The sequence below is a fragment of the Nonomuraea sp. NPDC050227 genome, assembly GCF_044459705.1.
Lineage (GTDB): Bacteria > Actinomycetota > Actinomycetes > Streptosporangiales > Streptosporangiaceae > Nonomuraea.
In genome coordinates this window covers 1-23,927 of sequence record NZ_JBITJF010000005.1, presented here as the reverse complement: position 1 = coordinate 23,927, position 23,927 = coordinate 1, and the positions used below count along the sequence as shown (strand labels likewise).

The window sequence follows — 23,927 nt, the reverse complement described above, 5'->3', positions numbered from 1 at the left end:
AGACGCTCTGGGGCTATATTGCTCGTGTGTCCACCACCGATGCCACGGTCGTGGCCGTCACCGGCGAGGTCCCAGCGGCCTCGCTGGGCGCGGTCCTGCCGCATGAGCACCTGCTGAGCGACTTCGCCCCGCCCGACGACACGCCCGAGTCCTGGGCGCGTACCGGCCGCACCCGTCCCACGGCGGCCGGCGCCCTGTGGCTCTACCGCGCGCCGCTGACGATGGACCTGCTCGGCGAGGTCGGCATGGGCGCCGTCAACCGGGACGACCTGCTGCTCGGCGACGCGGGCCTGGCCGCCGCCGAGCTGGCCGCGTTCCGGGAGGCCGGCGGCGGCACGGTGGTGGACCTGACGACCGACGGGTTCGGCCGCGACCCGGCCGGGCTGCGCCGGCTCGCCGAAGAGACCGGCGTGACCGTCGTCATGGGCTGCGGCCGTCACCACCCGGCACGGACCGCCGGCCCCGCCGCCCCGACCTCGGCCCGGGACGCCGCCGCACCGGCCGAGGAGTTGACCGAGGAGCTGGTCCGCGACCTCACCGAGGGCGTGCGCGGGGTGCGGGCCGGCATCATCGGCGAGCTGGCCGCGCTCGACCCCGGCGTGCCCGCCGAGCGCGCGCTCCTGGTCGCCGCGGCCCGCGCGGCGGCGGCCACCGGCGCCGCCGTCTCGCTGGCCCGCAACGAGGACCCGGCCGTCCAGCAGCGCGTCCTCGACCTGCTCGCCGATGAGGGCGCGGACCTCACTCGGGTGGCCGTCGGCCACTGCGACGCGCTCTCCCCGCGGCCCGACGACCTCGAACCGCTGCTCGGGCGCGGCGTCTTCGTGCAGTTCGACCAGCTCGGCAGGCTGCCCACCGCGCTCAGCGTCTCCGACGACCAGGACGTCGCCGCGGCCGTGCTCGAACTCGCCCGCCGCGGCCACGCCGGACGCCTCCTGCTGTCGCAGGGCGTACGGGCCAAGTCCCAGCTCCTCGCCTACGGCGGCGGCGGTTACGCCTTCGTCCTGCGGCAGTTCGTGCCGTACCTGAGGATGCTCGGAGCCGACGACGAGCTGATCGAGACCGTCACCGTGCGCAACCCGAGGCGGCTGCTCACGCTCCGGACCGAGGAGGCGGGCTCGTGAGCCGCTACCCCTTCCCCATCCCCGACCTGGCCGGGCAGGCGCTCACCGTCGCCGGCCCGGTGGACCCGGCGCTGCTCGGGCAGACGTCCATGCACGAGCACATCTTCATCGACCTGCGCAGGCCCGCCCGGTCCCGCCGGCCCGGCGAGGACGCGCCGGCGGCGGCCGAGCCGCTCACCCTGGCCAACCTCGCCCGCACCCGCCACGGCGGGCCGAACGCCGACAACGACCTGCTGGGCGACTTCGACGAGATGCTCGCCGAGACCCTCGCCTTCGCCCACAGCGGTGGGCGCACCATGGTCGAGGTCTCGCCCATCGGCCTCGGCCGCGACCCCGAGGCGCTGCTGCGGCTGTCCCGGGCCACCGGGATGCACATCGTCATGGGCGGCGGCTGGTACACCCCGGCGTTCCATCCGGCCGACATGGACGAGCGCACCGTGGACGAGCTGGCCGACGTCATCGTGCGCGACGTCGTGCTCGGGGCCGACGGCACCGGCGTGCGCGCGGGCGTCATCGGCGAGGTCGGCGCGGAGTCGGTGCCGCTGACCGGCGGCGAGCTCAAGAGCGTGCGGGCCGCCGGACGGGCCGCCCGCGTCACCGGCGCGCCGGTCACCTTCCACGTCGGCGGCGTCGGCGAGGAGAAGTTCCGGGTGCTCGACATCCTCCAGGAGGAGGGCGTCGCCCCCGGCAACGTCGTCCTGGGCCACTGCATGGACGTCCTGTCCGGCCCGGAGTTCGCCGAGCGGCTGCTGGCCCGCGGCGTCTTCGTCGAGTTCGACTTCCTGGCCGCGCCGGGCAGCCCGTGGGGGCACCTGGTCCTGGGCAGCGACCACAAGGTGCTGCGCGGCATCGCCGACCTGGTCGAGCGCGGGTACGCGGGCCAGATCGTGCTCGGCCACGACGTGTGCCAGAAGATCCAGCTCAAGCGGTACGGCGGCAAGGGCTACGACTACATCCCGCGGCACTTCCTGCCCGCCCTGCGCCGCCTCGGCGTCAGCCCCGAGGCCACCCACATGATCATGGTCGAGAACCCGGCACGGGCGCTCACCTTCGCAGAACCGCAGTGACCAGGAGAACCATGCCCCCCACCCCCGTGCCTCCGACTCCCGTGCCCCCCGTCCCCGTGCCCTTCGACCCGGCGCTGGCCGTGGTCCTGGACGGCATGCCCCGGCCGAACGGCCCCGCCCCCACCCTGGAGACCATCCCGCTGATGCGCGCCGCCGGGGCGGCCATGCCCATGCCGCCGGTCGCCGAGGTGATCGGCGACCGCGAGATCGACGCCGAGGAGCTGCTCGTCCCCGGCCCGGCCGGCGCGCCGGACCTGGAGGTCACGGTGCTGCGCCCGCGCCGCCTGCGGGCCCCGGTCCCCGGGCTGTACAACATCCACGGCGGCGGCATGATCACCGGCCATCGGGCCATGGACACGCCGCGCCTGGTCGCGCTCGTCGAGGAGCTGGGCGTCGTCGCCGTCAACGTCGAGTACCGCCTGGCCCCCGAGCACCCCCACCCGGCGCCGGTCGAGGACTGCTACGCCGGGCTGGCCTGGATGTCGCGGCACGCCGCCGAGCTCGGCGTGGATCCCGGGCGGGTGGTGGTCATGGGCGGCAGCGCCGGCGGCGGCCTGGCGGCCGGGGTCGCCCTGCTGGCCCGCGACCGCGGCGGCCCGCGCCTGGCCGGCCAGCTCCTGCTGTGCCCGATGCTGGACGACCGCAACACCACCGTCTCCAGCCACCAGTACGACGACCTCGGCACCTGGCCGCGCGCCCTGAACCTGCTGGGCTGGCGGGCACTGCTCGGCGAGCGGGCCGGCGACCCGGACGCCGACGTGCCCTGTCACGCGGCCCCGGCGCGGGCGACCGACCTGTCGGGGCTGCCGCCCGCGTTCGTCGAGGCGGGGGCCGCCGAGCTGTTCCGTGACGAGGACGTCGCGTACGCCACGCGGATCTGGGCGGCCGGCGGGCAGGCCGAGCTGCACATCTGGAACGGCGCCTTCCACGGGTTCGACATCTTCGCGCCGGACCACGAGATCACCCGCGCCGCCCTCGCCACCCGCCTCTCCTGGCTCCGCCGCACCCTCACCCCCTGACCCCACACACCGTCCCCGCGTCGCGCGGAAGGCGTCCGGGGTGGTGGGGGGAGGGGGAGGTGCCCAAGGCCCTCCGGTTCATCGCTCCCCGGGCGTCGTGTGGGGTTGGGGCAGGGGGAGATGCCCGCGCCTCCCGGCCCCCCGCCCCCTCGCGGTGTGGAGGGGGCTGGCGGGTGGGGTCAGATGCCCAGGGTGCGTTGCAGCCAGGAGTGTTTGGCTTCCTGGGCGGCGCGGGAGACGCGGGCGCCTGGGGTGCCGGTGAAGCCGTGGTGGCCGCCGGCCCACACGTGCAGTTCCGCCTGGCCGCCGGTCGCCCAGATGCGGCCGGCGAACTCGACCGCCTCGTCCCGGAACACCTCGGCCGCCCCGACCTCGACGAAGACCGGCGGCAGCCCCGACAGGTCGGCCGCCCGCGCCGGGACCTCGTGCGGCAGCACGTCCGGGCCGCCGCGCCGGTCGCCGAGCAGGGCGGTCCAGGCGGTGTCGTTGTTGTTGCGGTCCCAGGCGCCGATGCCGTCGTACTGGAGGCTCGACACGGTCGAGTTCCGGTCGTCGATCATGGGTGCGCCGACGTAGAGCCCGGCGGCGGCGGGGCCGTTCCGGTCGCGGGCCATGATGCCGACGGACGCGGTGAGCCCGCCGCCCGCGCTGAAGCCGGACACGAGCAGCCGCCCCGGGTCGAACCCCAGCTCCTCGGCGTGTCCGGCGGTCCAGACGAAGCCCGCGTAGCAGTCCTCGGCCGCCGCCGGGGCCGGGTTCTCCGGGGCGAGCCGGTACTCGACCGTCACCCCGACCATGCCGTGCGCCAGGGCCGCCTGGATCAGGCCCTCGATGCCGAAGAAGCGGGTGCCGAGGATCATCCCGCCGCCGTGGATCTCGTACACGGCCGCCGCGCCGGGCGCGGGGCCGCCCTTGGGACGGACGACCGTGAGCGTGACGTCGGGAGCGCCCTCGGGGCCGGGCACGTCCACGTCCCACCACTCGACGGGACGGCCGGCGACGATCGTCTCCATGGGCGGGATGAGCTCGGCGAAGATCTCGCGGTTGCGCTGGATGGTGTCCGCGCGCAGCGGAACGCTCTCGACCGCCGCCAGGAACGCCGCGAGACCTTCCGCCAGCTCAGGGTCGTAGGGAACGGGGACGTAGCTCATCGTGCCGCCTCTCGGAGCCGAACGGGCGGCTTAAAGTCTACGAGCGTAGAAGCGGTCTGTCCTGATATACACGGGTACGCGATCAGTCCGACCATGTCCCCCAAGGAGAAGACCATGGTGAAGAGACTCCTCGAAGCGACCCCGCTACGCGCGGGGGTCGTCGCCGCCGTCGCACTGACCGGCACGCTGCTGACCTCCGCCCCGGCCGGCGCCGCCACGGCGGGCCTGCAGGCCGCGGCCGTCCAGACCTCCTCGGCCGTCCAGGAGGCGGCCTCCCGCCCGGCCAACGGCCGGATCGTCTACGACCGTCTCAGCGGCGGCCGCGGCGTACTCAAGATCAAGAACGGCACGTCGAAGGACGGCGTCGTCACCATCGTCAAGGGCCGGACCAAGGCGATCAGCGTCTACGTCCGCGCGCGGTCCACGGCCCGCATCCGGGACGTCCGGGACGGCACGTACCGCATCTTCTTCACCACCGGCTACCGGTTCAGCGTGTCGAAGGGCCGCTTCACCAGGGGTGCGACGTACCAGAAGTTCAACGACCGGCTGCGCTTCCGCACGACCTCGACGCAGTACACCATCTGGACGCTGACCCTGAACCCGGTCAGGGGCGGCAACGCCCGCACCAGCCCCGTGAACCCCAAGGACTTCCCCTGATCGGGGCCTGAGCGGGCGCGCCTCCCGGTCAGTCCTTGCCGGAGCCGCCGAACCCGCCGAACCCGCTGAGAACGCGGTCGACCTGGACGTACAGCCGGGGCGGCAGGTGCGGCAGCACCCGGGAGTGCCGCTGGCCGAGCAGCGCGATGAACTCGACCGGCGAGAGGTCGATGTAACGCGTCAGGTTCTCGTACCACTGGGCGCTGAGCCGGGCCGACTTCTGGTGCGGGCGGATCGCCTTGCGGCGTTCGCGGTCGTAGCGGGCGAGGGCGGCCGGGAGCTCCGGCTCCTGGTTCAGCGCGTTGACCAGGAAGGCGGCGTCCCCGAAGGCCAGGGCGGTGCCCGCGCCGATGGAGTAGTGGGTGGTGTGCGCGGCGTCCCCGAGCAGGACAAGGTCGTCGTGGTACCACGTGCGGTTGGTCAGCGTGCGGAAGTTCAGCCAGTACGCGCTGCCGTCGGTGTGCGCCCGTCCGATCAGCGGATGGCCGTCCAGGACGTCGGCGAAGATCTTCTCCAGCAGCGCCAGGCCGTCGGCCGCGTCGGCCTGGTCGAGCCCGAGCCCCTTCCAGGTCTCGGGGGAGCACTCGACGACGCACGTGCTGTGGTCGCCGCTGTAGACGTAGCAGTAGCACCAGATCCAGCCGTGCGGCGTCTCGGAGAAGGCGAAGGTGAAGGCGTCGAAGACCTTCGTGGTGCCGAGCCAGATGTAGTGGTTGCGGCCGACCGCGATCTCGGTGCCGAAATGCTCGGCGTGCGGCGCGCGCAGCGTGCTGTTGATGCCGTCACCGGCCACGACCAGGTCGGCGTCGAGCTCCTCCCGGGAGGCGATCTCGCGGCCGTGCTCGACGTGCACGCCCAGGGAGCGGGCGCGGTCGGCCAGGATGTCGAGCAGGCGGTGGCGGCAGATGCCGAAGCCCTCGTCCGACTCGGTGAGCGACACCGTCGCGCGGTCCTGGATGTGGGTGACCCAGCTGTCCCAGCGGATCGAGTTCTCCCTGATGACGTCCGCCGACTCGGGGTCGGCGGCGCGCAGGTTCTTGAGCAGGTCGTCCCAGTAGGTCACGCCCCAGCCGTAGGTGGTCCCGGCCGGGTTGCGCTCGTAGACGGCGACCTCGTGGGACGGGTCGACCCGTTTCATCAGGATCGAGAAGTACAGGTTGGCGGGCCCACCGCCGACGCAGGCGACCTTCACACTAGCTCCCCTAGCGACAGAAAGTAATCAATTCAGCACAGAGAGTATCAGAGGGTCTGTGCCGGGGGAGAAGGCGCGCCCGCCGGACGGTCAGGCCGCCGCCCGCGCCGTACCGCGCAGGCCGAGGGTGAGGCTGCCGGCCAGCAGCACGACGCCGGACAGCACCCCGCTGACGACCGGCACCCACGCCACCGCGGGCGTGGCGGCCAGGACGAGCCCGCCGGCGCCGAGCAGCGTGAGCGCGACGCCCGGCACGGCGATGCTCCAGTCCTTCCAGATCGGCGCCAGCGCGACGAAGTGCACGCCCACCACGAACGCCACCCACGCCACGTTCCCCTCCTCGGGACGCCCGAGCGCGGCCAGCACCCGCAGCCCGCCGAACAGCAGGACCGCCTCGGCCACGACCACGGCCAGGTAGCCGGGCCCGAACATGCCCCGCCGGCCGGCCGCGGCGGGACGTTCCGCGCGCACGGCACGGAACCACATCGCCAGCACGCCCGCCGCCGCCAGGCACGCGGCGGCCCGCAGCAGGTTCGCGGTCACGGAGCCGAGCGGGCCGTGCGCGTTGACGACGACGAACACCGCGCCGAACACCGCGCCGACCAGCAATCCAGTCATTTTCTGCATGACGTCCATCGAAGCGCCCGCCGCGGCCCGCCCGCACGGGTGCTGGGACGAGAACGAGGTAGCCCTGGCCCTACCTCGCCACGCCGCGCAGGTAGGCCAGCACCGCCAGCACCCGCCGGTTGGCGTCGTCGGTCGCGGGCAGGTCGAGCTTGGCGAACATGGAGGCCACGTGCTTGCCGACGGCCGCCTCCGTGATCGACAGGGCGCGGGCCACGGCGCTGTTGGAACGGCCCTCGGCGATCAGCGCCAGCACCTCCCGCTCCCGGGGCGAGAGCCGGTGGGCCGGCTCGGTGACCTCCCTGGCCCGCGCCCACGACAGCTCGAACAGGTCGATGAGGGTGGCGATCAGCCCCTGCTGCCTGATCATGAGCGCGCCCGGCGTGTAGGCGATCGGGGTGATCCGGACGAACGCCACGGACCGGTCGAAGATGAGGAGCTGCTGGATGGGCTCGTCGATGACCCGGTGCAGGTCGCCGGCGGCGTGCAGCTCCTGGATGCGGGCCGCCTTGCGCGGGTCGTCCAGCACGCTCGAATGGACGATCGTGCGCATCGACAGGCCCTCCCGCAGGGCGTCCAGCACGGTACGCCGGCTGCGCTGCTCGTCGCGGCCCTGCTCGCGCGAGCCCACCGGGTGCATGGCCCGCAGCTCGGCCGACGACCGGGTGGCGCGCAGGATCTGCCGGCGGACGAGCTCGGGGTCCTCCAGCCGCTCGACGTCGACGGGGATGCCGCGCAGCTCGCCGACCACCTCTTCCAGGCGGCGGGCGAGGTGGTCAAGCGACTGGCTCTCGGTCACGCTCCTCCTCCGCACGCGCACCCCATTCTCCCCGCCCCACGAAGGGATGCCCAAATCGACGAGGGGCGCCGTCCGGCTGGACGGCGCCCCGGTTCGCGGGACCGCTGGGCGGCGGTGATCAGGCGATGATCAGTCGCGCGGGTCCCAGCCGTCGGTGTCCACGTCCAGGTCCAGCTCGTCGGCGATGTCGCCCCAGTCGGCGAACTTGAAGTTGGTGTTCTCCCGGTCCGCCGTGGCCGGCGTGTTCACGCCGTCGTGGGCGATGAACATGCCCTCGTCGAACTCGCCCAGCGGCACGTTGAGCACGGTCGAGCCGTCGCTCACCTCCGAGCCGTCGATGCCGTTCGCCTCGCCGATCCGGAACTGGCCGAGGTAGGCGTTGGAGCCCTCCCTGCGGTAGACGGCGAAGGTGTTGTCGCCCTGGCTGGAGGCCAGCAGGTAGCCCTTGCCGTCCTCGCGGTAGTAGATGGTCAGGCCCTCGGCGTCCGCGGTGAGGTGCGTGCCGCCGTAGCCGGGGTCGGCGCCGGGGGTGCACTCCTCGGTCGCGGGGTCGTAGGTGCCGGGGACGCCGTACTCGCGGACCTTGTCCACCAGGACGGGCGTGCCGGTGAGGTCGGCGCGCATCCGCCAGATGCCGACGTCCTCCTGGGCGGCGTAGAGCACGTCCCGCTCCTGGTCCACGACCATGCCCTCGACCTGCGCCTGCTCGTCCGGCTCAAGGCAGGGGGACCAGGTCTGGCCGTTCGGCAGGGTGAAGGAGCCCGGCAGGGTCAGCGTCCGCACGAGCTGGTAGCCGATCTTGCCGCCCGGCTTGGCGAGCAGCTTGACCAGGCCGACCGAGGTCTTGTGGCGGCGGCTGACCAGCGCGTACGTGCCGGTGGAGTCCTTCCAGGCGGTCAGGCCGTAGGCCGTCTCGGCGTCGTTGACCTGCTGCTGCGTCGTGTTGAACACGAACGGCGCGGCCGGGTCGGTCACGTCGGTGAGGTGGCCGTGCGAGATGGCGTAGATGCGCAGCATGTCCCGGCCGCGGTCGGAGACGATCGCCAGGTCCCTGCCGCCGAAGCCGTAGGCGACGTCGACGTTGTTGAAGCGGCCCGCCTCGTCGTCCGGCCCGGGGGCGGCGGGCGCCGGCAGGTGCTGGAGCTGCTGCCCGTCGAGGTCGTAGACGTACAGGCCGCCCTTCTTGGCGGTGGCGATCACCACGCTGTCCTCGGAGTCGGACGGGTCGACCCAGATCGCCGGGTCGTCGCCGTTGGCGTCGCCGCCGGCCTCGTCGTCGTAGAGGGAGGGGGTCTCGACGTCGGGGTACACGGTCGCCACACCGGCACCGGCCGCGGGTACGGCGATCCCGCCCAACACGGTCAACATCAGGGCTGCCAGGGAGAGCCTGGACAGGGGACGCATTGCGCCTCCTCGTTCGGGGTGTTGATGTTGCCCCAAAACGTAACGACCAGTTAACAAGAAATCAATAGGTCGTCCTTATGTCAGGACATTAGGTGTTGCACGGATAGCAGGGCATGCCGACGCGCCCGGCCGGGGATCCTCCCGGCCGGGCGGTGCGACGGTGCGCGCTAGCTGCGGTTGACGCGCCAGAAGTCCGACATGGCCTGGCGGTTCTGCAGGTCGCCGAGCAGGCCCTTGGGGTCGGTGTGGAAGAGCTGGCCCTGCCAGTCCGACAGGCCGGGCGGGGTGACCATCGGCTTGACCGTGCTGTTGCCCGAGACGCCGCCCTCGCCGATCTCGTGCTTGACGCCTTCCTCGGTCATGATGAAGTGCACGAACAGCTTGGCCGCGTTGGGGTGCTTGCTCTTGGTGGCGATCGCCGCGTACTTGGGGTAGCTGAAGCCGGTGAAGGGGGTCATCCCCTCGCAGGCGGCCTGGTGGTAGCCCTTGTCCTCGTTGTTGCGGAACTTCGAGATCGACATGAAGCCGATCTTCTTGTCCGTGGCGGCCGGCGCGCCCACGGCGGCGGAGATGTCCTCGTCGGAGCCGGTCAGCACCGGCTTGTTGAGCGACAGGCGCTTGATCCACTCCTGTGCGGCGCTCTTCTCCTCGGTCTTCAGCGGCTTGCCGTACTTGGCCTGGTAGGCCTGTTCGAGCGACTGGTTGCCGTACGCGTCGAGCTGGGTGAAGAACGACAGCACGGTCGGCTTGCCCAGCGGGTCCTGCATCACCAGCTTGCCGGACCACTCCGGATCGGTCAGGTCCCAGACGTTCTTCACCGGGCAGCCGCCGGGGGAGAGCTTGGTGTTGTAGCCGAAGACCGTCGCCTTGGAGAGGGCGAGCAGCGGGTTCTGGTTCTCGGCGGGGATCTGGTCCTGCAGGTCGCCGGGGATCCACGTCTGGGTGACGCCCTGCGGCGCGAGCTGGCCGACCAGGACGCCGCCGTCCTCGTACATGGCCGCGTCGATGGTGACGTTGTCGGCGGCGTGCTCCCTGGTCATCTTCTCGGCCGTCTGCGGGGTGTCCGACTTCACCCCCTCCATGGCGATGCCGTACTTCGCGGTGAACGCCTTGGCCACTTCCTCGATGTCGCCGCTGGAGTCGTAGACCAGGACGCTGCCTTCCTTCTTCGCCGCGGCGACCAGCGCCTCCAGGTCGAAGTTCGCATCGAGCGACGGGCCGGGCAGCGCCTTGGCCGTCGCCGCCGCCGACGGTCCTCCGCCTGCGGTGGAGGGCGCGCACGCCACGGCGGCGGACGCCAGCAACGCCATGGAGATGATCTTCCCGGTACGCCTCATGATGGCGTCACTCCTCTTGCCTCTCGGATTCGCAAGGCGCCGCGCCAGCCCCGACCGGCGCCATTGTGTGCTCACGATGAACGTCACGTGAATAATTTGTCAAGACATTCTTACGTGCGAACCGAGCCACGGCCTCGCCCCCCAGGTACGACAGTTCATCCTTATGTCAGGACAAAGTCTTGACGGTTCATCTCCTGTTCATCTAGAACTGGAGGCCCCCCTGGATGAGGAGCGATCATGCGTGTGGGTCTGCTGGGCCTAGGACGTATAGGCATGTTCCATGCCACCACCCTGTCCGCCTTGGTCGACGAGCTCGTCGTGTCCGACGTGGACACGGCGCGGGCGGAGGAGGTGGCCCGGCGGCTCGGCGCCCGGACCGGCGACCCCTTCGACGCGGACGCGGTGGTGCTCGCGACGCCGACCTCCGCCCACGCCGAGGGCCTGCTGAGGGCGTGCGAGCGGGGAGTGCCGGCGTTCTGCGAGAAGCCGGCCGCGCCGACCGTCAAGGAGACGCTGCGGGTGGCCGAGGCCGTCGAACGGGCCGGGATCGGCGTGCACATCGGCTTCCAGCGCCGCTTCGACGCCGGCTACCGGGCCGCCCGCGAGGCGCTGCTGGCGGGCGAGCTCGGCGAGTTGCACCGTGTGCACATGCTGACCGGCGACCCGGCGCCGCCGCCCGCCGAGTACGTCGCCCAGTCCGGCGGCATCTTCCGCGACTGCCACATCCACGACTTCGACATCCTGCGCTGGGTCACCGGCCGCGAGGCGGACGTCGTGCAGGCGGTCGGCGCCAACCGCGGCGATCCGTACTTCGCCGCCGCCGAGGACGTGGACAACAGCGCCGCCCTGATCGTCATGGACGACGGCACGCTGGTCACCCTGCAGGGCTCCCGCTACAACGGCGCCGGCTACGACGTGCGCATGGAGCTGGCCGGCACGCTCGGCACCCGCGCCGTCGGGCTCGGCGACCGCACCCCACTGCGCTCGGCCGAGGGCCTGAACCCGGACGGGCCGCCGTGGCCGGACTTCCAGACCAGGTTCGAGGAAGCCTACGTCGCCGAGATGGGCGCGTTCCTGTCGATGGCCAGGGGCGAGAGCGAGAGCCCCTGCACCGTCCGCGACGCCCTGGCCGCCCTCTACCTGGCCGAGGCCGCCGACCTGGCGCGCCGCGAGGGCCGTCCGGTGCGCGTGCTGGAGGTGGCCAAGTGAGGATCGCCGCCGCACCCATCTCCTGGGGCGTGTGCGAGGTGCCCGGATGGGGACACCAGCTCACCGCCGACCGCGTGCTCGCCGAGATGGCCGAGCTGGGCCTGACCGCCACCGAGCTGGGCCCCGACGGCTTCCTGCCCGCCGACCAGGACCTGCTCGGCCGGTACGGGCTGCGCGCCGTGGGCGGATTCGTCCCCGCGGTCCTGCACGACCCCGCCCACGACCCGCTGCCCGCCCTCCGCGCCACCTGGGCCGCCTTCGACCCGGACGTGGTCGTCGTGCTGGCCGCCGCCACCGGCGCCGACGGCTACGACGCCCGTCCCGAGCTGGACGACACCGGCTGGCGCACCCTGCTCGGCAACCTCGACCGCGCCTTCCACGAGGCCAAGGGCGACGGCCGCGCGCTCACCCTGCACCCCCACGTCGGCACCATGGTCGAGACCGGCCAGGAGGTGGACCGGGTGCTCGGCGGCAGCGCCGTCCCGCTCTGCCTGGACACCGGCCACCTGCTCATCGGCGGCGGCGACCCGCTGGAGCTGGTCACCCGCGTCCCCGAGCGGATCGCCCACGTGCACCTGAAGGACGTCGACGCCGCGCTCGCCGCCCGCGTCCGGGCCGGTGAGCTGACCTACACCGACGCCGTCCGCGCCGGGATCTACCGCCGGCTCGGCCGCGGCGACGTGGACGTCCGGGGCATCGTCGAACGCCTGACCGCCGCCGGCTACGACGGCTGGTACGTCATGGAGCAGGACGTCGTCCTCGACGCCGAACCCCCGGCGGGCGCCGGCCCGGCCGACGACGTGCGGGCGGGCGTGGCGTTCCTGCGGGGCCTGGCGTGAGCGCCCTCGACGTGCTGACGATGGGCCGGGTCGGCGTGGACGTCTACCCGCTCCAGACCGGCGTGTCGCTGCGGCACGTGGAGACGTTCGGCAAGTACCTGGGCGGCAGCCCCACCAACGTGGCCGTGGCCGCCGCCCGCCTGGGCCACTCCAGCGCGGTGATCACGCGGACCGGCGACGACCCGTTCGGCGCGTTCGTCCGCGACGCGCTGCGCTCCTACGGCGTGGACGCCCGCCTGGTCGGCGCCGTGCCCGGCCGGCCGACTCCGGTCACGTTCTGCGAGATCAGGCCGCCGGACGACTTCCCGCTCTACTTCTACCGCCAGGACGCGCCCGACCTGGAGATCGCGCCCGGCGACCTCGACCTGGCGGCCGTCACCGGCGCGCGGCTGTTCTGGGCCACCGTGACCGGCCTGTCGGCCGAGCCGTCCCACGCCGCCCACCTGGCCGCCTGGCAGGCCCGCGGGCGCGCCCGGCACACCGTGCTCGACCTGGACTACCGGCCCATGTTCTGGGCCGACGCGGCCACCGCCCGCGAGCGGGTGCGCGAGGCGCTCGCGCACGTCACCGTCGCGGCCGGCAACCTCGACGAGGTCGAGGTGGCCACCGGCGCCCGCGACCCGCGCGCGGCCGGCGAGACCCTGCTGGAGCTGGGTGTCGAGCTGGCCATCGTCAAACAGGGCGCGGACGGCGTGCTCGGCATGACCGCCACGGAGACCGTACGGGTGCCGCCCGTCCCGGTCGAGGTGGTCAACGGGCTCGGCGCCGGCGACGCCTTCGGCGGCGCGCTCTGCCACGGCCTGCTCGAAGGCTGGCCGCTCGAACGCACCCTGCGCTTCGCCAACGCCGCGGGCGCGATCGTCGCCGGACGCCTGGCCTGCGCGCCCGCGATGCCCACGGCGGACGAGGTCGAGGCCGTCCTGTCCGCCACCCTCTCGGAAGGAGCCGTCACGCATGCGTGAGCAGGACTACCGCCGGCTGCTCGACCAGCGCGCCTGGCAGCCGGAGCGCGTCGCCGAGGCGGCGGCCGCCCGCCGGCGCCGGCCCCTCAGGAACGGCAGGGAGCAGCTGCTCATCATCGCGGCCGACCATCCGGCCCGGGGCGCCCTCGGCGTGGCCGGCCACCCGATGGCCATGCGCAGCCGCGCCGACCTGCTCGACCGGCTGATGACCGCCCTGGCCAGGCCCGGCGTGGACGGCCTGCTGGCCACCCCCGACATCGTCGAGGACCTGCTGCTGCTCGGCGCGCTCGACGACAAGATCGTCATCGGCTCGATGAACCGCGGCGGCGTGCACGGCTCGGTGTTCGAGTTCGACGACCGCTTCACCGCCTACGACGCCCCCACCATCGCCGCGATGGGCCTGGACGGCGGCAAGATGTTGTGCCGGATCGCGCTGGAGGACAGCGCCACCGCAGCCACCCTGGCCAGCTGCGGCCAGGCCGTCACCGACCTGGCCAGGCACGGCCTGATGGCGATGGTCGAGCCGTTCTGGTCCAGGCGGCAGGACGGCGTGGTGCGGCACGACCTGTCGCCCGAGGCCGTGATCCACGCCATCAGCGTCGGCCAGGGCCTCGGCGCGACCTCCGCCCGCACCTGGCTGAAGATCCCGGTCGTGCCGGAGATGGAACGCGTCGTGGAGTCCACCACCCTGCCCGTGCTGCTGCTGGGCGGCGACTCCGGCCAGGACGCCGGCGAGATGTACGACTCCTGGCGCAAGGCGCTGCGCCTGCCCGGCGTCCGCGGCCTGGTGGTCGGCCGGGCGCTGCTCTACCCGCCGGACGGGGACGTGGGCGCCGCCGTGGACACCGCGCTCGGCCTGCTGGAGGGCGGCGTGCCCGATCTCGTGCAAGGAGGTGCCTCATGAGGCTGACCACGGCTCAGGCGCTGACCCGCTTCCTGGCCGCCCAGTGGTCGGAACGCGACGGCGTCGAGCAGCGGCTGATCGCGGGCGTGCTCGGGATCTTCGGCCACGGCAACGTCGCGGGCGTCGGCCAGGCGCTGGCCGAGCAGGGCGCGGGCACGGGCGACGCGCTGCCGTACTACCTGGCCCGCAACGAGCAGGCCATGGTGCACACGGCCGTCGGCTACGCCCGCACCCGCGCGCGGCTGTCCACCTTCGCCTGCACGACGTCCATCGGGCCCGGCGCCACCAACCTGGTCACCGGCGCGGCGCTGGCCACGATCAACCGGGTGCCGGTGCTGCTGCTGCCCGGCGACGTCTTCGCCACCCGCGCACCCGGCACGGTGCTGCAGGAGCTGGAGGACCCCCGGTCCTACGACGTGTCGGTCAACGACTCGCTGCGTCCGGTGTCGCGCTTCTTCGACCGGATCAACCGGCCCGAGCAGCTCCCGGCCGCGCTGCTGGCGGCGATGCGGGTGCTCACCGACCCCGCCGAGACGGGCGCGGTGACGCTGGCGCTGCCCCAGGACGTGCAGGCCGAGGCCTACGACTGGCCCGAGGAGCTGTTCGCCCGGCGGGTCTGGCACGTTCCCCGCCCGGTCCCGGAGCCGGCCGCGCTGGCCAGGGCGAAGGAGCTGCTGCGCGGCTCCCGCAGGCCGCTGATCGTGGCCGGCGGCGGCGTCAGGTACAGCGGGGCGTGGGCCGAGCTGACCCGCTTCGCCGAGAACCACGGCGTGCCGGTGGGCGAGACGCAGGCGGGCAAGGGCGCGCTGCCGTACGACCATCCTTGCGCGGCCGGCGCGATCGGCCACACCGGCACCGACGCGGCCAACACCCTGGCCCGCGAGGCCGACCTGGTCATCGGCGTCGGCACCCGCTACACCGACTTCACCACCGCCTCCAGGACGCTGTTCGGGCAGGCCGCCTTCCTCAACGTCAACGTCACCGCCTTCGACGCGGCCAAGAACGCGGGCGCCACGCTCGTCGCCGACGCCCGCGAGGCCCTGCGCGCCCTCGACGACGTGGACTGGCGGGCCGACCCCGAATGGACCCACCGGGCCGCCGCCCTGGCCGCCGCCTGGCAGTCGGAGATCGGCCACACCTACGCGGGCCCCGAGCTCACCCAGCCCGTCCTGCTCGGCGTCCTCAACGAGGTCGCCGAAGGCGGCGTGGTGGTCAACGCGGCCGGCTCGATGCCGGGCGACCTGCACCGCCTCTGGCGGCCCGCCGACCCCGAGCAGTACCACGTCGAGTACGGCTACTCGTGCATGGGCTACGAGATCGCCGGCGGCCTCGGGGTGAAGCTGGCCGCGCCGGAACGCGAGGTGTTCGTGCTGGTCGGCGACGGGTCGTACCTGATGATGGCGCAGGAGATCGCGACCGCCGTGCAGGAGCGGATCAAGCTGGTGATCGTCCTGGTGGACAACCGGGGCTTCGCCTCCATCGGCAACCTCAGCGAGTCGGTGGGCGCCCGGCGGCTCGGCACCGCGTACCGCACCCGCGGCCCCGGCGGCGAGCTGGACGGCGAGCCCCTGCCGGTGGACCTCGCCGCCAACGCCGCCAGCCTGGGCGCCGACGTGCTGCGCGCCGACGGCCCCGAGTCGCTGCGGGCCGCCCTGGTCAAGGCCAGGGAGTCGGCCAGGACCACCGTCGTGTACGTCGAACCCGTCCCCGGCGGCGGCCCCGGCGCGCAGGCCTGGTGGGACGTGCCGGTCGCGCAGGTGTCCGGCCTGCCCGAGGTCAGGGCCGCGCGCGAGCGTTACGACGAGGCCAAGCGCGACCAGCGGCTCTACCTCTGATGGGCTGGACGCTGGCCTTCGCCGCGGTGGCCGTCCTGTTCGTGCTGATCAGCGGGGCCAACGACGGCGCCACGCTGATCGGCCTCGGCCTGCGCTTCCCGCGCACGCCCGGCTGGCTGGCCGCCGCGCTGCTGGTGGCGGTCCTGTTCGCCGGGCCGTACGTGCTGGGCGTCGCGGTCGCGCGGACCTTCACCGAAGGGCTCGCGGGGCTCGACTCGGGCAGCGGCGCGGCCGTGTTCCTGGCCGGCGTGGTGATCGCCGTGGTGGTGGTGGCGGCGCTGACCGGCAGAGGGCTGCCCACCAGCCTGACGCTGGCGGTGATCGGCGGCATCGCGGGCGCCGGGCTCGGCGCCGGGCTGCCGGTGGCCTGGCCGAGCCTGATCACCGTGCTGGCGATCGGGGCGTGCGCGCCGCTGGTCGGGCTGGTGCTCGGCTACCTGCTGGGCACCGCGTCCCGGCGGGTGCCGTCCTCGCGCCGGATGCCGGGGCTGGTGCTGGCCGCCCACCTGGTGGCGTACGCGGCCCAGTGCCTGGCCTACGCCGTCAACGACGGCCAGAAGATGATCGCCGTGGTGAGCGTCGCCGTGGACGTCGGCCGCAACGGGCTCGGCCGGGTCGGGCCCGTCCAGCTCTCGCCGGTGTGGATGGCCGTGCTGGTCGCGCTGTTCCTGGCCGGGGCGCTGACCACGCTGCCCCGGGTGGGCGGGCGGGTCGGCCGCGGCCTGGTCATCACCCGGCCGCTGCACGTGCTGTCGGCCGAGACGGCGGCCACCGGCGCCGTCCTCGGCAGCTCGGCCCTGGGCAGCCCGGTGAGCATGACCCAGTCCGTGACCGCCGGGGTCGTCGGCGTGGTGGCAAGCGAAGGAAGCAGGAGGGTGCGATGGCAAGGAGTGCTGAACATGGGTACGGCCTGGCTGGTCACGCTGCCGTCGTCCATGGCCCTGGGCGCCCTGGCCGGGCTCGGCCTGAGGCTGCTGTGAGCGGCGGACGGCCCCGCCGGCTCGCCCGCGCCTGGGACGAGCTGCGCGGCCGGTCCGGACGGCGGGTGATCGACCTCATCCGCGGCCAGGTCGCCGTGGCCAGGGAGGGCGCCGTGCTGGCCCGCTCGGCCGCCTCGGGCACGACCGGCCAGGCCGCGGCCCGCGCCCGCATGGCCGAGGTCGAGCACGAGGGCGACGCCGCCCGCGCCGAGCTCGTCCGGGCGCTGAGACGGGTGCTGGCCACCCCCATCGACAGGGAGGACCTCTTCCGGCTCTCCCGCTCGATCGACGACGTGCTGGACCAGTTACGCGACTTCGTCCGCGAGGCCGACCTGTTCGGGCCCGCCGACCTCACCTTCGCCGCCGAGCCGCTGGGCGCCGTCATCGACGGCCTGGACCAGCTCGAACAGGCCCTGCTGAAGATCACCGGCGATCCCGGCTCGGTCACCGTGGCCGTGCTCGCCACCCGCAAGTCCCGCAGCCGCGTCCGCCAGCTCCACCAGGCCCGGCTCACCGAGCTGTTCGCCGGCCCGCTGGACATGGACACCCTGCGCGAACGCGAGCTGCTCTCCCGCCTGGACGCCGTGGGCCGCCGGCTCGGCGAGGCCGCCGACGCCCTCGCCGACGCCATGCTCAAACGAAGCCACTGAAAACCCCCCGAAGGAAGACCATGGCTGTTCTGACCAAGACGGAGCCGCCGCCTCGCCCGCCGAGACGGCGCCGACTCCGCTACCGCCTCCAGGTCCTGCGGCACGACCCGACCGCCGCGCTCGGCCTGATCCTCGTCGTCCTGCTCGCCTACCTCGTCGTCGCCCCCCTGATCGCGGTCCTGTCGGACGCCTTCCGCCTCCAGTTCGGCGACGAGCTGCACGCCGGCCAGCAGCCGGGCGAGTGGACCGGCTACTACCTGTGGCGGGTCTTCCGCTCCCAGATCAGCGGCCTGCTGTTCTGGGGCCCGCTGGTCAACACGCTGGTCGTCGCGGTCGGCACCGTGCTGTTCGCGCTGCTGCTCGGCGGCGGGATGGCCTGGCTGGTGACCCGGACCAACGTGCCCGGCCGCAAGTGGCTGGCCGGGGCGCTGGTGGTGCCGTACATGCTGCCGTCGTGGACGTTCTCGCTGGCCTGGCTGACGCTGTTCAAGAACGAGCGGGCCGGCGGGCAGGTGGGCTTCCTGGAGTCGGCCGGCGTGCGCACCCCCGACTGGCTGGCCTACGGCCCGCTGCCGATCATCGTCACGCTCGGGCTGCACTACTACCCGTTCGTGCTGCTGCTGGTCGGCAACGCGCTGCGCCGGATCGACGTCCAGCTGGAGGACTCGGCCCGGATCCTCGGGGCGCCGCGGCGCGTCGTCGTGCGGCGGATCGTGGTGCCGCTGATGCTGCCCGCGCTCTCCTCGGCCGTGCTGCTCGTGGTCGGGCGGGTGCTCGGCACGTTCGGCACCCCGTACGTGCTCGGCCTGCCCGCCGACTACCAGGTGCTGTCCACCGGGCTGTTCCAGTCGATCAGGGACCGCAGCACCGGCGTGGCCTCCGTGCTCGCCACCGTCATCGTGATCATCGGCGTGCTGATCGTCTTCACCGACATGCGGCTGATGCGCGAGCAGCGCAGGTTCGTCACCGTCGGCGGCAAGGGCGCGATGGACCGGCTGGGCGACCTGCGCGGCTGGCGCTGGCCCGCGTTCGCGCTGGGCGCGGTGGTCTTCGTGGTCAGCGTGCTGATCCCGGTGCTCACGCTGCTGCTGTCCACGCTCACCCGCACGCCGCTGGACCTGTCGACCTTGACGCTCGACTACTGGATCGCCGACCGGCTGCCCGGCGCGGTCGGGTTCCCGCACGGCATCCTGCGCGGCTCCGAGCTGTGGCAGGCCGCCTGGAACTCGCTGCGCATCGTCGGCCTGGCCTCGCTGATCTGCGCGGTCGCCGGCCTGCTCATCGGGTACGTCGTGGTCCGCGGCACCGCGCCGCGCATCGCCGGGTTCCTGCGCCAGGTGTCGTTCCTGCCGTACCTCATCCCCGGCATCGCCTTCGCCGCCGCCTCGCTGTCGCTGTTCGCCGTCGCCCGCGGGCCCGTCCCCGCTCTGTACGGGACGACGTTCCTGCTGATCCTGGTCATGGCCGTGACGCACCTGCCGTACAGCTCGCGCTCGGGCATCGCGGCGATGATGCAGCTCGGCCGGGAGCCGGAGGAGGCCGCGCAGATCGCCGGGGCCTCCTGGTGGCACCGGATGCGGCGGATCATCTTCCCGATCCAGAAGGGCGCCCTGGTCACCGGGATCGTGTTGCCGTTCATCTCGGGGCTGAAGGAGCTCAGCATCGTCGTGATGCTGACCACCACCGGCACCCAGCTTCTCACGACGCTCTCCATCGGCCTGGTCGACTACGGATACACGCAGCTCGCCAACGGCGTCGTCCTCATGATCGCTTTGCTCTCCTTCACCATGACTTCCCTGACCCAGCGGCTGACCAAGAGCAGCCTGGCGTCCGGCCTAGGAGGATAGATGCCGAACATCACCTTGAGCGCAGTCTCCAAGAGCTACGGCGGCGGCGACTACGCGGTGAAGAACCTCGACCTCGTGGTCCCCGACGGCGCCTTCATGTGCCTGCTCGGCCCCTCCGGCTGCGGCAAGACCACCACGTTGCGCATGATCGCCGGCCTCGAACAGCCCACCGCGGGCAGCATCGCCGTCGGCGAGCGCGTCCTGGACTCCGTCGAGCAGGGCGTCTACGTCCCGCCCGAGAAGCGGGCGATGGGGCTGGTGTTCCAGAACTACGCGCTCTGGCCGCACCTGTCCGTGCGCGACAACGTGGAGTTCGGGCTGCGCATGCGCAAGGTGCCCGCCGCCGAACGGCGCGCGCGGGCCGAGGCGGCGCTGAAGATGGTGCACGTCGACGCCGCCATGGACCGCTACCCCTCCCAGCTGTCCGGCGGCCAGCAGCAGCGCGTCGCGCTGGCCAGGATGCTCGCGGTCAACCCGTCCGTGCTGCTGCTGGACGAGCCGCTGTCCAACCTCGACGCCCGGCTGCGGCTGGAGATGCGGGCCGAGCTCAAGCGCATCCACGAGGAGTCCGGCGCGACGATCGTCTTCGTCACCCACGACCAGCTCGAAGCCCTCACCATGGCCACCGACGTCGCCGTCATGAACGAGGGCGAGCTGCAGCAGCTCGCCGCGCCCATGGAGATGTACGAGCGGCCCGCCAACCGGTTCGTCGCCGAGTTCGTCGGCAGCCCGCCGATGGCCATCGTGGACGCCGGACCGGCGCCCGGCGGGCTGGCCGGATCGCTGCTGCGGTTCGTCGAGGCGCGCGGCTCGGGGGTCATCCCGTCCGCCGTCGGCATCCGGCCCGAGGCGCTGCGGCTCGGCACGCCGCCCGCCGCCGCCTGGAGCGAGGAGGCGCTGGTCGAGGCCGTGCTGCCGGCCGGCTCCTCCTGGACGGTACGGCTGCGCGTCCTGGACACCGAGCTGTTCGCCCTGTCGTACACGCCGGTGCGGGCCGCGCCCGGCGACGTGCTGCCCTGCTGGACCGAGCAGCTCCACCTGTTCGGCGCGGACGGCGCCCGCATCTCCTCCTGGGACCGGGCGGAGGTGACCGCGTGATCCGCCCCAAGGCGCTGCTCCTGGACTTCGGCGGCGTGATCGTCGAGACCGCCAAACGCCCGTCCTGGGCGGCCGAGCTGGCCGCCGAGGTGCACGCCATGCTGGCCAGGACCGGGTTCGACGGCCTGACGGCCGAGGACGTCGAGAGCGACATCCGGGCCGGGGCGCGGGCCGACAAGTACTGGAAGGACTCCACGTCCCGGCAGTTCGCGCCCGAGGAGATGACCCACCGCCGGTTCTGGGCCGAGTTCGTCGCCACCGACTGGCCCGAGCAGGCCCGCACGCTGGTCACCGTCGAGGCGACGCCCCTGTGCAAGCGCATGGGCGAGCTGCGCAGCGACCGGAAGCTGCGCACCGGCATGGCGGAGCTGCTGAACGCCTGCCTGCGCAACGGCGTCGTCCCCGCCGTCGTCAGCAACGCGCTGTGCGGGGCCGTGCACCGCGACTACCTGGCCGGGAGCGGGCTGGAGCACCTGTTCGCCGCGCAGGTCTACAGCGACGAGGTCGGCGTGCGCAAGCCGAACCCCGAGATGATCCTGCTCGCCTGCCGCGCCCTCGGCGTGGACCCGGCCGACGCCTGGTACGTCGGCGACAACTACGACCGGGACGTGATCTGCGGCGCCCGGGCCGGGGCGGGGGCGACCGTCCTGATGGTCTCCGCGAGCACCGACAAGATCCCGTACCGGGTGCGGCAGAGCCCTCAGGCCACGGTCGAGGACCCCCGCGCCCTGCTGACCCTCCTGGAGGAGACATGGACGTGAACACCTCTCGCGAGCTGGCCGCCATCGCGGCCGAGGCGGCCAGGGCGGTCGGCGACCGGCTGCGCGGCGCCTTCCGCTCGCGTCCGGAGATCCAGACCAAGCGCGACTTCCACGACCCGGTGACCGAGCACGACAAGGCGGCCGAGGAGGGCATCCGCGAGGTGCTCGACCGGCTCTGCCCCGACAGCGTCGTGGTGGGCGAGGAGGGCGGCACCAGGGGACAGGGCGCCATCAGCTGGTACGTCGACCCCATCGACGGCACCGCCAACTTCGCCGTCGGCCTGCCGTTCTTCTGCACCTCGATCGCCGCCGCCGTGGACGGCGAGGTGGTGGCCGGGGTGATCTACGACCCGGTGCGCGACGACGAGTTCACCGCCTGGCTCGGCGGGGCCGTCTGCAACGGCGAGCGGCTGCGCAGCGCGGGCGCCCGCGCCGACCGCGAGGCGGTGCTGCTGTCCAGCTATCCCACGCCGCGCGACCTGGCCGAGGACGAGGAGGGCGCGCTGCGCCGCTTCTCCAGGATGACCCAGTCGTTCGCGACCATCCGCCGTCCGGGCAGCGCCGCGCTCAAGCTCGCCCACGTCGCCGCCGGCTGGTCCGACGTCGCGTACGGCACCCGCGTCAACGCCTGGGACGTCGCGGCCGGGTCCCTGCTGGTCAGGCAGGCCGGCGGCGTCTACATCCCGCTGTCGGGCAGCGTCTTCGAGCCGGGCGGCTACCTGGCCTGCGTCGGCGGGTTCGACCTGGCCTCCTCGGTGCTGGCCGACGTGGCCGCCGGGGCCGTCGGGGCCGCCGACGTCGCGGGGGCGGGGAGCGCGACGTGATCCGCTGGATCGTGACCGACCTCGACGGCACGCTCGTCGGGCGCGACCTGGCCATGGTGCCCGCCGCCCGGGACGCGCTGCGCCGCTACCGGGCCGCGGGCGGCGAGGTCGTCATCGCCACCGGCCGCATGGAACGCTCGGCCCGCCCCTACTACGACGAGCTGGGCCTGGACGGCCCGGCCATCCTCTACAACGGCGCCCGCACCGTGAACCTGGCGACCGGCGAGGTGCTGCGCTCCCGCCACCTGCCCGCCACCGCCTGGAAGACGCTGCTCGGCCTGTTCGGCGAGCTGCCCGCGGGCGTGTACCCGGTGGCCTTCTCCGGCGGGGAGGCGCTGGCCGTGGACGACGTCCCGGAACTGCGGGACTACGCCCGGCGGGACGGCATCACCCTGCGCGACCCCGGCGACTGGGCGGTGCTGCCCCCCGACGGGATCACCAAGTGCATGCTGATCGGCGATCGCCTGCCGGACCTGGACATCGCGGGCACGGTCACCGTCCGGTCGGAGGCGACGTACCTGGAGGTGCTGCCGGAGGGGGCGACCAAGGGCAGCGCCCTGCGCGAGCTGGCGAAGGCCCGGGGAGTGCCGCTGGAGCAGGTCGCCGCCATCGGCGACAACCCCAACGACATCGACATGATCCAGGCCGCCGGCCTGGGCATCGCGGTCGGCGACGGCCATCCCGACGTCCTGTCGGCCGCGGACGTGGTCTCGCGTCCCTGCGCCGAGGGCGCGCTCGTGGACGCGGTGGAACTGGCACTGGGAGAGGGAGAACGGTGAAGTCGGTCAAGCACTGGATCAACGGCGCCCTGACGGACGGCGGCGACCGGACGGCGGAGATCTTCAACCCGGCCACGGGTGAGGTCGGCGGTCACGTGGCGCTGGCGTCGGTGGCCGAGGTGGACGCGGCGGTGGCCGCCGCGGTGGCGGCCTTCCCGGCGTGGCGGGACTCCTCGCTGATCAAGCGCGGCCGGGTCCTGTTCCGGTTCCGTGAGCTGATGTACGCCCATCGTGACGAGCTGGCCGCGTTGATCTCGGCCGAGCACGGCAAGGTGCATGCGGACGCGTTGGGGGAGGTGGCGCGCGGGCTGGAGGTGGTGGAGTTCGCGTGCGGGATCCCGCATCTGCTCAAGGGTGGTTTCTCCGAGGGTGTCTCGACCCGGGTGGATTCGTATTCGATCCGGCAGCCGTTGGGGGTGGTGGCGGGGATCACGCCGTTCAACTTCCCGGCGATGGTGCCGATGTGGATGTTCCCGGTGGCGATCGCGTGTGGGAACGCGTTCGTGTTGAAGCCGTCGGAGCGGGATCCGTCGGCGTCGTTGCTGATGGCGCGGCTGTGGCAGGAGGCCGGGCTGCCTGAGGGGGTGTTCTCGGTGGTGCAGGGCGACAAGGTGGCGGTGGACCGGCTGCTGGAGCACCCGGACGTGGCGGCGGTGTCGTTCGTGGGTTCGACGCCGATCGCCCGGTACGTGTACGAGAGGGGTAGCGCGCACGGCAAGCGGGTGCAGGCGCTGGGCGGGGCCAAGAACCACATGCTGGTGCTGCCGGACGCCGATCTGGATCTGGTGGCTGATGCGGCGGTGTCGGCGGGGTTCGGGTCGGCGGGTGAGCGGTGCATGGCGATCTCGGTGGTGCTGGCGGTGGATCC

Annotated in this window: 23 protein-coding genes; 17 read left to right on the top strand and 6 right to left on the bottom strand. The window is 73.1% G+C overall.

Annotated features, from left to right (window positions below; genetic code table 11):
• The first annotated feature begins 26 nt into the window (after nucleotides 1-26).
• Genes ACIBK9_RS20475 through ACIBK9_RS20465 form a run of 3 tightly spaced genes read left to right on the top strand, consistent with a single transcriptional unit; the run spans nucleotide 27 to nucleotide 3,207 of the window.
• On the top strand, nucleotides 27-1,121 hold the full coding sequence (locus ACIBK9_RS20475) for a phosphotriesterase (RefSeq protein ID WP_397160220.1): 1,095 nt from the start codon (nucleotides 27-29) through the stop codon (nucleotides 1,119-1,121).
• The gene (locus ACIBK9_RS20470; RefSeq protein WP_397160218.1) at nucleotides 1,118-2,188 is read left to right on the top strand and encodes a phosphotriesterase; all 1,071 of its coding nucleotides are present in this window, start codon (nucleotides 1,118-1,120) and stop codon (nucleotides 2,186-2,188) included. Before ACIBK9_RS20475 ends, ACIBK9_RS20470 begins: the two co-directional genes overlap by 4 nt.
• Nucleotides 2,189-2,199: 11 nt before the next feature.
• Nucleotides 2,200-3,207, top strand: coding sequence for an alpha/beta hydrolase (locus tag ACIBK9_RS20465; RefSeq protein ID WP_397160216.1), 1,008 nt, complete (start codon nucleotides 2,200-2,202; stop codon nucleotides 3,205-3,207).
• 179 nt (nucleotides 3,208-3,386) lie between these two features.
• On the opposite strand, the gene ACIBK9_RS20460 is transcribed toward ACIBK9_RS20465, so the two are convergent.
• Nucleotides 3,387-4,358 (bottom strand): alpha/beta hydrolase, encoded by a 972-nt coding sequence (locus ACIBK9_RS20460; protein ID WP_397160214.1) that lies wholly within the window; start codon nucleotides 4,356-4,358, stop codon nucleotides 3,387-3,389.
• Between the two features lie 114 nt (nucleotides 4,359-4,472).
• Here ACIBK9_RS20460 and ACIBK9_RS20455 point away from each other — a divergent pair, with 114 nt between their 5' ends.
• Nucleotides 4,473-5,015 carry a hypothetical protein gene (locus ACIBK9_RS20455; protein ID WP_364336978.1) on the top strand — a complete coding sequence of 181 codons (543 nt, stop codon included), beginning with the start codon at nucleotides 4,473-4,475 and terminating at the stop codon, nucleotides 5,013-5,015.
• Between the two features lie 28 nt (nucleotides 5,016-5,043).
• Here ACIBK9_RS20455 and ACIBK9_RS20450 read toward each other — a convergent pair whose 3' ends face one another.
• The 5 genes from ACIBK9_RS20450 to ACIBK9_RS20430 form a co-directional block, all read right to left on the bottom strand.
• On the bottom strand, nucleotides 5,044-6,207 hold the full coding sequence (locus ACIBK9_RS20450; RefSeq protein ID WP_397160212.1) for an FAD-dependent monooxygenase: 1,164 nt from the start codon (nucleotides 6,205-6,207) through the stop codon (nucleotides 5,044-5,046).
• A 90-nt stretch (nucleotides 6,208-6,297) separates the two neighbouring features.
• Nucleotides 6,298-6,834, bottom strand: a complete 537-nt coding sequence (locus ACIBK9_RS20445) for a hypothetical protein (RefSeq protein WP_358292730.1) — start codon at nucleotides 6,832-6,834, stop codon at nucleotides 6,298-6,300.
• 70 nt (nucleotides 6,835-6,904) lie between these two features.
• The gene (locus ACIBK9_RS20440; RefSeq protein WP_397160210.1) at nucleotides 6,905-7,630 is read right to left on the bottom strand and encodes a LuxR C-terminal-related transcriptional regulator; all 726 of its coding nucleotides are present in this window, start codon (nucleotides 7,628-7,630) and stop codon (nucleotides 6,905-6,907) included.
• 129 nt (nucleotides 7,631-7,759) lie between these two features.
• Nucleotides 7,760-9,034 carry a phytase gene (locus ACIBK9_RS20435; RefSeq protein ID WP_358292734.1) on the bottom strand — a complete coding sequence of 425 codons (1,275 nt, stop codon included), beginning with the start codon at nucleotides 9,032-9,034 and terminating at the stop codon, nucleotides 7,760-7,762.
• 167 nt (nucleotides 9,035-9,201) lie between these two features.
• Nucleotides 9,202-10,371 (bottom strand): ABC transporter substrate-binding protein, encoded by a 1,170-nt coding sequence (locus ACIBK9_RS20430; protein WP_397160208.1) that lies wholly within the window; start codon nucleotides 10,369-10,371, stop codon nucleotides 9,202-9,204.
• Between the two features lie 237 nt (nucleotides 10,372-10,608).
• On the opposite strand from ACIBK9_RS20430, the gene ACIBK9_RS20425 reads away from it, so the two are divergent.
• The 13 genes from ACIBK9_RS20425 to mmsA form a co-directional block, all read left to right on the top strand.
• A complete protein-coding gene (locus ACIBK9_RS20425; protein ID WP_397160206.1) occupies nucleotides 10,609-11,580 on the top strand; it encodes a Gfo/Idh/MocA family oxidoreductase in 972 nt (323 codons plus the stop codon).
• Entirely contained in the window at nucleotides 11,577-12,419 is an 843-nt protein-coding gene (locus ACIBK9_RS20420; RefSeq protein ID WP_352352762.1) for a TIM barrel protein, read from the top strand. Before ACIBK9_RS20425 ends, ACIBK9_RS20420 begins: the two co-directional genes overlap by 4 nt.
• Nucleotides 12,420-12,439: 20 nt before the next feature.
• A complete protein-coding gene (gene iolC, locus ACIBK9_RS20415; protein WP_397161060.1) occupies nucleotides 12,440-13,381 on the top strand; it encodes a 5-dehydro-2-deoxygluconokinase in 942 nt (313 codons plus the stop codon).
• Nucleotides 13,374-14,285 (top strand): deoxyribose-phosphate aldolase, encoded by a 912-nt coding sequence (locus tag ACIBK9_RS20410; RefSeq protein WP_352324729.1) that lies wholly within the window; start codon nucleotides 13,374-13,376, stop codon nucleotides 14,283-14,285. Before iolC ends, ACIBK9_RS20410 begins: the two co-directional genes overlap by 8 nt.
• Nucleotides 14,282-16,120, top strand: a complete 1,839-nt coding sequence (gene iolD / locus ACIBK9_RS20405; RefSeq protein WP_397160203.1) for a 3D-(3,5/4)-trihydroxycyclohexane-1,2-dione acylhydrolase (decyclizing) — start codon at nucleotides 14,282-14,284, stop codon at nucleotides 16,118-16,120. Before ACIBK9_RS20410 ends, iolD begins: the two co-directional genes overlap by 4 nt.
• On the top strand, nucleotides 16,120-17,100 hold the full coding sequence (locus ACIBK9_RS20400) for an inorganic phosphate transporter (protein ID WP_387673203.1): 981 nt from the start codon (nucleotides 16,120-16,122) through the stop codon (nucleotides 17,098-17,100). The genes iolD and ACIBK9_RS20400 overlap by 1 nt, the downstream gene beginning before the upstream one ends.
• Nucleotides 17,097-17,750, top strand: a complete 654-nt coding sequence (locus tag ACIBK9_RS20395; protein WP_352324732.1) for a DUF47 family protein — start codon at nucleotides 17,097-17,099, stop codon at nucleotides 17,748-17,750. Before ACIBK9_RS20400 ends, ACIBK9_RS20395 begins: the two co-directional genes overlap by 4 nt.
• A 20-nt stretch (nucleotides 17,751-17,770) precedes the next feature.
• Nucleotides 17,771-19,597 carry an iron ABC transporter permease gene (locus ACIBK9_RS20390; RefSeq protein WP_352324733.1) on the top strand — a complete coding sequence of 609 codons (1,827 nt, stop codon included), beginning with the start codon at nucleotides 17,771-17,773 and terminating at the stop codon, nucleotides 19,595-19,597.
• Nucleotides 19,598-20,695 carry an ABC transporter ATP-binding protein gene (locus ACIBK9_RS20385; RefSeq protein ID WP_397160200.1) on the top strand — a complete coding sequence of 366 codons (1,098 nt, stop codon included), beginning with the start codon at nucleotides 19,598-19,600 and terminating at the stop codon, nucleotides 20,693-20,695. It begins immediately after the preceding gene.
• On the top strand, nucleotides 20,692-21,456 hold the full coding sequence (locus ACIBK9_RS20380; RefSeq protein ID WP_358292752.1) for an HAD-IA family hydrolase: 765 nt from the start codon (nucleotides 20,692-20,694) through the stop codon (nucleotides 21,454-21,456). Before ACIBK9_RS20385 ends, ACIBK9_RS20380 begins: the two co-directional genes overlap by 4 nt.
• The gene (locus ACIBK9_RS20375) at nucleotides 21,447-22,280 is read left to right on the top strand and encodes an inositol monophosphatase family protein (protein WP_397160197.1); all 834 of its coding nucleotides are present in this window, start codon (nucleotides 21,447-21,449) and stop codon (nucleotides 22,278-22,280) included. The genes ACIBK9_RS20380 and ACIBK9_RS20375 overlap by 10 nt, the downstream gene beginning before the upstream one ends.
• Nucleotides 22,277-23,059 carry a Cof-type HAD-IIB family hydrolase gene (locus tag ACIBK9_RS20370; RefSeq protein WP_397160196.1) on the top strand — a complete coding sequence of 261 codons (783 nt, stop codon included), beginning with the start codon at nucleotides 22,277-22,279 and terminating at the stop codon, nucleotides 23,057-23,059. The genes ACIBK9_RS20375 and ACIBK9_RS20370 overlap by 4 nt, the downstream gene beginning before the upstream one ends.
• Nucleotides 23,056-23,927, top strand: an 872-nt coding sequence (gene mmsA / locus ACIBK9_RS20365) for a CoA-acylating methylmalonate-semialdehyde dehydrogenase (RefSeq protein ID WP_397160195.1), incomplete at its 3' end; no start/stop codon positions are given. The genes ACIBK9_RS20370 and mmsA, both read left to right, overlap by 4 nt.

Bases quoted from the DNA above. Each gene is read 5' to 3' on its own strand.
- ACIBK9_RS20465 (WP_397160216.1), top strand. From the start codon at position 2,200: ATGCCCCCCACCCCCGTGCCTCCGACTCCCGTGCCCCCCGTCCCCGTG.
- ACIBK9_RS20460 (WP_397160214.1), bottom strand. From the start codon at position 4,358: ATGAGCTACGTCCCCGTTCCCTACGACCCTGAGCTGGCGGAAGGTCTC.
- ACIBK9_RS20455 (WP_364336978.1), top strand. From the start codon at position 4,473: ATGGTGAAGAGACTCCTCGAAGCGACCCCGCTACGCGCGGGGGTCGTC.
- ACIBK9_RS20445 (WP_358292730.1), bottom strand. From the start codon at position 6,834: ATGCAGAAAATGACTGGATTGCTGGTCGGCGCGGTGTTCGGCGCGGTG.
- ACIBK9_RS20435 (WP_358292734.1), bottom strand. From the start codon at position 9,034: ATGCGTCCCCTGTCCAGGCTCTCCCTGGCAGCCCTGATGTTGACCGTG.
- ACIBK9_RS20430 (WP_397160208.1), bottom strand. From the start codon at position 10,371: ATGAGGCGTACCGGGAAGATCATCTCCATGGCGTTGCTGGCGTCCGCC.
- ACIBK9_RS20425 (WP_397160206.1), top strand. From the start codon at position 10,609: ATGCGTGTGGGTCTGCTGGGCCTAGGACGTATAGGCATGTTCCATGCC.
- iolC (WP_397161060.1), top strand. From the start codon at position 12,440: ATGGGCCGGGTCGGCGTGGACGTCTACCCGCTCCAGACCGGCGTGTCG.
- ACIBK9_RS20410 (WP_352324729.1), top strand. From the start codon at position 13,374: ATGCGTGAGCAGGACTACCGCCGGCTGCTCGACCAGCGCGCCTGGCAG.
- iolD (WP_397160203.1), top strand. From the start codon at position 14,282: ATGAGGCTGACCACGGCTCAGGCGCTGACCCGCTTCCTGGCCGCCCAG.
- ACIBK9_RS20400 (WP_387673203.1), top strand. From the start codon at position 16,120: ATGGGCTGGACGCTGGCCTTCGCCGCGGTGGCCGTCCTGTTCGTGCTG.
- ACIBK9_RS20390 (WP_352324733.1), top strand. From the start codon at position 17,771: ATGGCTGTTCTGACCAAGACGGAGCCGCCGCCTCGCCCGCCGAGACGG.
- ACIBK9_RS20385 (WP_397160200.1), top strand. From the start codon at position 19,598: ATGCCGAACATCACCTTGAGCGCAGTCTCCAAGAGCTACGGCGGCGGC.
- ACIBK9_RS20375 (WP_397160197.1), top strand. From the start codon at position 21,447: ATGGACGTGAACACCTCTCGCGAGCTGGCCGCCATCGCGGCCGAGGCG.